This is a genomic window from Streptomyces sp. NPDC006207 (assembly GCF_040613835.1).
Taxonomy (GTDB): domain Bacteria; phylum Actinomycetota; class Actinomycetes; order Streptomycetales; family Streptomycetaceae; genus Actinacidiphila.
On the sequence record NZ_JBEXSX010000131.1, the window covers coordinates 1 to 6,432 of the forward strand.

The following is a 6,432-nucleotide window of genomic DNA, read 5'->3' on the forward strand; positions in this document are numbered from 1 at the left end:
GCGGCTTCTTCTTCCCCATGCTCTCCATGACAGACATCTTCCTTCCGGGGCGCAAACCCCTGATCTCAGGTGTCCGTCAAAGAGGATCAAGCCCAAATATAGGCGCGCTTGTCATAGCCGGTTGCCACGCCACTGGAGTGCTTGAGCTACTTGATTGTGCGCTCAACCTCGTTACGACGCTTGTGCAACTCCGTGTCGAACCTGGCTGGCCGTCCGCCCTTGCTGCCCCGACGCCGACGGTTCACGCATTGGTCCCTCGGTTCGGGGATCCCTTGATCTGGCGTCGACGCAGGTAACGGGGGTTGCGCCGGGAGCTGTAGGCCTTGTCGCCACCCAGGTGGTCGGGTCACATGCGTGAGTGGCCGCCAGCGGGTCGTTTCACCCGGATCCGTTCGAGCACGGGAATCATTTGCGGGCTGTCGCCCCACTGGCCAGCGTGATCAGCAGCACCAGCGGGCGGTGTCCGCCCTCGCCCCCGAGGTAGATCATGCATGTCAGGCCGCCCCGGGAGCGTCCAAGTCCTTCGCCGGCGGCGCTGTCGAGGCGTCGATCAGCCTTCGAGACCCACGGTGCTCTTCGCGGTGCCCCGGCCGCATGCTGGTGGGTCCGGCACAAGGTTGAGTCGACGCTGACCATGCTCCAGTCCACTCGATCCTGTGTGTCGGCGTCCGCCATGACGGCCTGCAGGACCGTCTCCCACGTTCCAGCGGCTGACCAGCGCCAATACCGCTCGTTCTTCCACCTCTCGAAACGCTCGGGGCAAGTCACGCCATGGGATGCCGGTACGGACGCGGAACAGGATCCCGTTGATCACCGCCGGTGGTCGCATCAACGTCCACGCATCCACCGGACATTGGCAGGAACGGCACACCGGACAGAACCTAGCGGAAGCGGTCCGGTCGTTCAGCCAGTCGCCTTCGGGCCTGGCCGGTCTACCAGAATCGGCCCCCGGGCTCGGGACAAAATGGGACTCACCGCCTCCGGATGGGACTTCAGACGGCTACCCCATTCGCGAAATGAGATGCCGCGGCCATCAAACGACCGATTGACTCATCAACACCCGCAGCCTTTCCCCAGCAACAAGCAGCGCCGTCAACTTCAGACGCAGTTGCTTCCTGCATCAACTCCAACTATTTTCCTGGTAGTTGAGCGACTCCTTCTGGTCGACCGCGCCCTGAGTCGAAGCACGCTCCTGCCGCCGGACTCCGTCGCGGCCAGTCCACCATGTCGGCCTATCAGGCAGAAGCCTCCCGATAACTAAGCCATTTGACCGACGCCCATGATGGATGGGGATGCTTATCTTGGGCTTGCGCCCCAAGCGACTCACTCAGGCCTCTATCTCCACAACCTAAGTCGGTCGGCACAGGGCCAGGGATTCCCTTGCCTCTGACCCTGAACATCAGATGGCAGGGGTAACGAGCGCTTCCCCGCATCCGGCACTTCTCATGCTTGATGCGGGGAAGCGACCTCCATACAGCAAATTTCGCCTACAGCAGACCAGGGGCTCCATTGCGGATAGGCCCATTTAATTCTCAAATTCCCCAGCCACTGCAGTCGCCACCCGCGAGCTCCAAAGGTTTCAACAGTCGAGCCCTCAACAGGATAATGACATGATGAATTGGATAGCGTCGGGTATCTCCTCGTTCGGTCCAGGGGTTGGCCGACATCGCTACAAGGGTTCCAGCGGAAGCACGCGAAACGACAGCGAGCCTGCGTTCACGCAAGCGGATCTATATCGAGAGGCCAACACGCCTAGCTTGAGCGAACCCACCCTGAACGCCGCGAGTTCACTCACGGGGCGGGAGGACTGGGGCGTGTGCAATGAAAGCGTTCCCGTTGCCATGCAGGAGCAGCATAATCTGGATGTAGACACTCGCTTCGAACGTGAAGTAATGATCTTCATCAGCCCAATTTACCGCGCCGCGTTGCATTTGACCGGTAACGCTCCTGGTGCAGAACAGTTGGTGCTGGAGACATTTGCACGGGCGTACGTGTCCTTCTCGCTGCTGCCTGCAGGCGTCAATCACGAGGCCTGGCTTTGCAGCCTGCTAGCTACTGCATGCAGGGAGTACCGCCTCGCCGACGTTAAGACCGATGGACCGGCCGAGGCCCCACTGTAGGCTTCCCGTCAGGAGGCAGCAACCGGCAAATTTTCATAGCACTGGTTGCACATCCCCCCATCTTCCTGACAACCACGTCGCGCCATCTGAGATAACGCCACTGCGAATCCTACCCCCGAGCGTTAATTCCGCTCGCGTCGCCATCCGCCTTATTCTCGCATCACCACGACTTCGGGGTTCGGGGTAGAGGGGGAACCTGGCGGTCCCATGCATGAACCGCTATGTTTGCTGTGTACCCCGGTCTACGCCAACCCACCCCGTTCTCACGGTCCGTCTCTGCCAACTGCCGAGCCATGAGGCCGGCCACCACCTCAAACCCCCACCATGGCTCCCAGGACCACACGGCGGCAGGCTGATTTTTCGAGCCCGCTTCGGAACCGCATCAGAAATGTACGAAGCCAAGCTTGGGTTGCAGGTCGCGCCGCGGAGGAGGCAGGTGTGACAACTTTGGAAGCACTCGTAAGTGCAGGCCACGCCCCGCTCGTAGCCGCGGCAAAACGCTCGATGCGCCGCGTGGGTGCAGCAGCAGCGTCGGTCTACCTCCCGGTGGAGGGTGAGCCAGAGCTGGGGGCCGCAGTCGTTGCCGTGTCGCCTGTCGGTCTGGCGCCAGACGAACGTGTTCCGGTCGACGACCAGGTACTGCCAGCCGCTGTTGCTTACAGGACACGCAGCGAGAACACTGCCCACTCGGCAGACATGATCAAAGACCATCCTCACCTATCGACATTCGCTCCTTTCCCCTTCACGATCACCGCAATACCGGCACTATTTGATGACTATTGCCTCGGCGTCCTGACCGTTTTCTGGATAAGGATGTTTCACGAGCCAAACCCCGAGGAAATTAATTTCCTTGAGCGGGAAGCTTCGGCGATTTCTGAATATCTAGGAAACAACCCCCAAGGCAACACCATCAATCCGGACACCATTCCTTTCGTGACGACTGGAAAGGAAACTGCAATCGGCGTCGACGACCCGGAAGACGCCGCCCCCACAATTTCTTATCACATGCAAAAATTGAGCGTTCACTTGTCATCCGCCAGCCACACCGAAGACGCGACAGAGTTCGCCATTAAGCGCGTCATGTCGGGATTTGGTGCACACGCTATGGCTCTCAGCTTGATCGAGGCGGATCGGCTACGACTGGTGGGATCGGCTAATTGCTCACGGGAATACCTGCGTAAAATCGACGGTCTACATATCAGCAAGCTATCGATAGAGTCTCAGGCTATCCGCGAGATGCGGATTCAGGAACGCATTGGTTCACTGGATGAGACGCCTGAGATGCAAACCAACGAGACCTGGGTTGTACTTCCGCTACTCACCAGGGAACGAGCTATCGGTGCCTGCTCCCTGGCTTTCCCACGCAGGCGGTTGTGCACCCCGGTCGAGGAGTCCGCACTCACCGCGCTGGCTAGCATGATGGGCTTCGCCTTCGACCGGACACGGACCTTTGACGCTCACTACACGTTGGGCAAGAAACTTCAGCAAGCGTTGCTACCCCAGTCATTGCCTCCGGTCTCCGGAATTCTGAGCACGAGCCGCTACCTGCCGGCTGTGGGAGGAGTCGACCTGGGCGGGGACTGGTATGACCTCATGCGCCTCCCCGATGGCTGGGTAGCCGCCGTAATCGGCGATGTTCAGGGACACAGCACCACTGCGGCAGTGGTGATGGGACAGCTGCGCAGCGCTGTGCGTGCCTATGCAGCCGAAGGGCACGGGCCCGGCGCGGTCCTGGAACGGACCAATCAGCTGCTGCTCGATCTGGAAACGGACCTCCTGGCGACCTGCTGCTGCCTGTGGATCGCACCAGCCACAGGAAGATTCCAGCTGAGTACCGCAGGCCATCCCGTTCCACTGGTCCGTGAATGCAACGGGCACTACCTTAGCGATCTGGTCGAGGTAGGGGTGCCCCTGGGAGTCGCAGACCATCCGGTGTACCAGACCACGGACTTCCACCTAGAAGCCGACGCGCTGCTTGCCCTCTTCACTGACGGTCTGACCTACCGCTCTGAAGGACTGACACCTGATCTATTTGAACTGGCGCTCATACAGTCCGGTGGCGAGCTGGAGACACTGGGCGATCATCTGATCGCCGAAGCCGCTGGCGATTCGCCCTCACCCGACGATGTAGCGTTGCTCCTGCTCCGCTACGAAGGCACAGCGTCAGCAGCGCACGCTGTCGGGCAGTTCAAGCTGCAACGCAGTGACCTGCAAGGAGTTCGGCGCGCCCGTATCTTCCTGCGTGAATGGCTCCAGAACCGCACCCTCAACCATGGCCTTGCCTGCCTCAATGAGGAGGCAGAGCTACTCATGTCGGAGGTAGTTACCAACGCGCTCGTCCACGGCGACAGTGATGTGGATGTACAGCTTCGGGAGTACCCCGACCGACTGCATGTCTCGGTGCGAGACAATGATTCCCACCTTGCCGCGCCCGTGACCATCCCCCGCGAGGAGGACCAGGCCGAAGGGGGCCGAGGGCTCCTGATCGTCGCCGCACTCGCGACTTCATGGGGGAACTCCCCAAACGGACAGGGCAAGACCGTGTGGTTCGATCTTCCGGTGAGCGGGCCCCTGCCCGCGCGCTAACAAATAGTTCTTGCGTACCACCATGCAATGGATGGCTCCGGGGCCGCGGCAGACCGTCTACTGGTATTTCGGCGCTGACACGACGAGGGCGCCGTGGCCTGCGTCCACGACGCCCTGCGCTCTCGGGTCCGCCAGGCTGAGGGCCGTAGTGCTGAGCTCGCGGCCGGCATTGACTCGCAGCGGATACGCACCGCGGACACGTTCTGGCTGGCACCCGCGGGATTGACGCGGGTGAGAAGATCATGGGCCGCAAGCCGATCGTCGTCACCGACACTCTCGGCTTGCTACTGACCATGCAGCTTCCTGGCCAAAATCCAGCGAGCCAGCACGGCCAGGCATGGCATCGTCCCATACCTGGCGGACCCGAGGTGCAGGCGGCCGCGTGGACGGATCAACTGCCGGCCGGGGTGAAGTACCGGCGCGGATTGTCGATCAGCATGGTCGTGAGCTGTGCCTCGGTCACGCCGGCCCGGCGCAGTGCCGGCAGCACGATGTCGTGCAGGTGGGTGTGATGCCAGTCGGGCGCGATCTGCTCGCGCACACCGGGCGGGAACCAGTCGATGTGGCAGGACGCGTCGTGCGACAGGACCATTCGCTCTGCGAGTCCCTCCCCGGCAAGCGCCGCCACGGTCGCCACCCTCTGGTCCTCGGGTAGCAAGATGTTGAGACCAAACCGGTCCATGCCGACATAGGAGCCGTTGTCGATGAGCCGGCGCAGGTACTCCAAGTCGGTGGTGTCACCGCTGTGACCGATCACGACCGCCCCGAGGTCCACCCCCTCGCTGCGCAGCACTTCCTGCGCGACCAGGCCCGTGCGCGCGTGGGGGTTGGTGTGCACAGTTATGGGTGCCCCGGTCCGCAGATGGGCCCGGCCCACTGCCCGCATCACCCGCTCCACACCGGGGGTGAGGTCGTCCTCGATCGCGCACTTCAGGAAGGCGGCCCTGATGCCCGTGTGGGCGATGCCCTCGGTGAGCTCGCGGACGAACAGCTCGGTCATGCCCTCGGGACCGCCGAGCAGCGTCCCCGGCCCGTGGTAGCGGAAGAAGTTCGGGACATCGGCCAGGGTGTAGATGCCCGTGGCCGCGATGATGTTCAGGTCAACCCGCTGGTTCACCAGGGTGACACGCGTCACGTCGCGGCCCAGCCCGATCACGGTGGGGTCAACGATGGTCCTGACACCGGTGGCGGCGAGGGCCTTCAGTCGGGTCACCGCGTCACTGATGCGCTGCTGCTCGTCCCAAGTCTCCGGAAGGCTCTGCCGGAATTCCTCGCTCAGGACGAAAACGTGCTCGTGCATCAGGACGGTGCCTAGGTCACCCACTGCCACGGGGCCGCGGACAGTGTGCACCTGGGGGGTCGTGGTCATGCGGGCCTTTCGTCATTCTCACCGGTGTCGCCTGCGTGGCGCCGGTCTTGATCTACTGGTGAGGTGTGGTCCGGCGGATCGAGAGCGCCTACGTGCCGGGCTCGCTGCTTTGGCGAACCGGTGTACGACACCGCTGGCCGCATGCCGTTCACTCTCGTGCACCGCGTCCCCGCGGTCTTTCGCCCCCGCGCACAGTCCTTGTGCGGGGGCGAAGTCCGTTGGCCGGGATGGTCTCTGGCCGTTCTCGGCGCCGTGATGGCCGACTAGGACTTGTCCGGGCGATCATGTGCGGAGCCAGATGGCGAGTGCTGCTGCGGTGGCGGTGCCGAGGTAGACGTAGCCGCGCTTGTCGTATCT

General features: G+C 62.5%; 3 protein-coding genes and 1 pseudogene. 2 read left to right on the plus strand and 2 right to left on the minus strand.

Translation table 11 applies throughout. From position 1 onward, the window contains the following. Nucleotides 1-149: 149 nt before the first annotated feature. Nucleotides 150-854, minus strand: a pseudogene (locus ABZ312_RS44735) (IS5 family transposase); the annotation flags it as partial. Between the two features lie 903 nt (nt 855-1,757). Here ABZ312_RS44735 and ABZ312_RS44740 point away from each other — a divergent pair. Both ABZ312_RS44740 and ABZ312_RS44745 read left to right on the plus strand, forming a co-directional pair. Further along, a complete protein-coding gene (locus ABZ312_RS44740) occupies nt 1,758-2,120 on the plus strand; it encodes a hypothetical protein (RefSeq protein ID WP_500440199.1) in 363 nt (120 codons plus the stop codon). A 438-nt stretch (nt 2,121-2,558) separates the two neighbouring features. Beyond that, a complete protein-coding gene (locus ABZ312_RS44745) occupies nt 2,559-4,706 on the plus strand; it encodes an ATP-binding SpoIIE family protein phosphatase (protein ID WP_500440200.1) in 2,148 nt (715 codons plus the stop codon). 391 nt (nt 4,707-5,097) lie between these two features. Here the strand turns inward: ABZ312_RS44745 and ABZ312_RS44750 are convergent, their stop codons facing one another. Then, nucleotides 5,098-6,075, minus strand: a complete 978-nt coding sequence (locus ABZ312_RS44750; RefSeq protein ID WP_500440201.1) for a phosphotriesterase family protein — start codon at nt 6,073-6,075, stop codon at nt 5,098-5,100. Between the last annotated feature and the right edge of the window lie 357 nt (nt 6,076-6,432).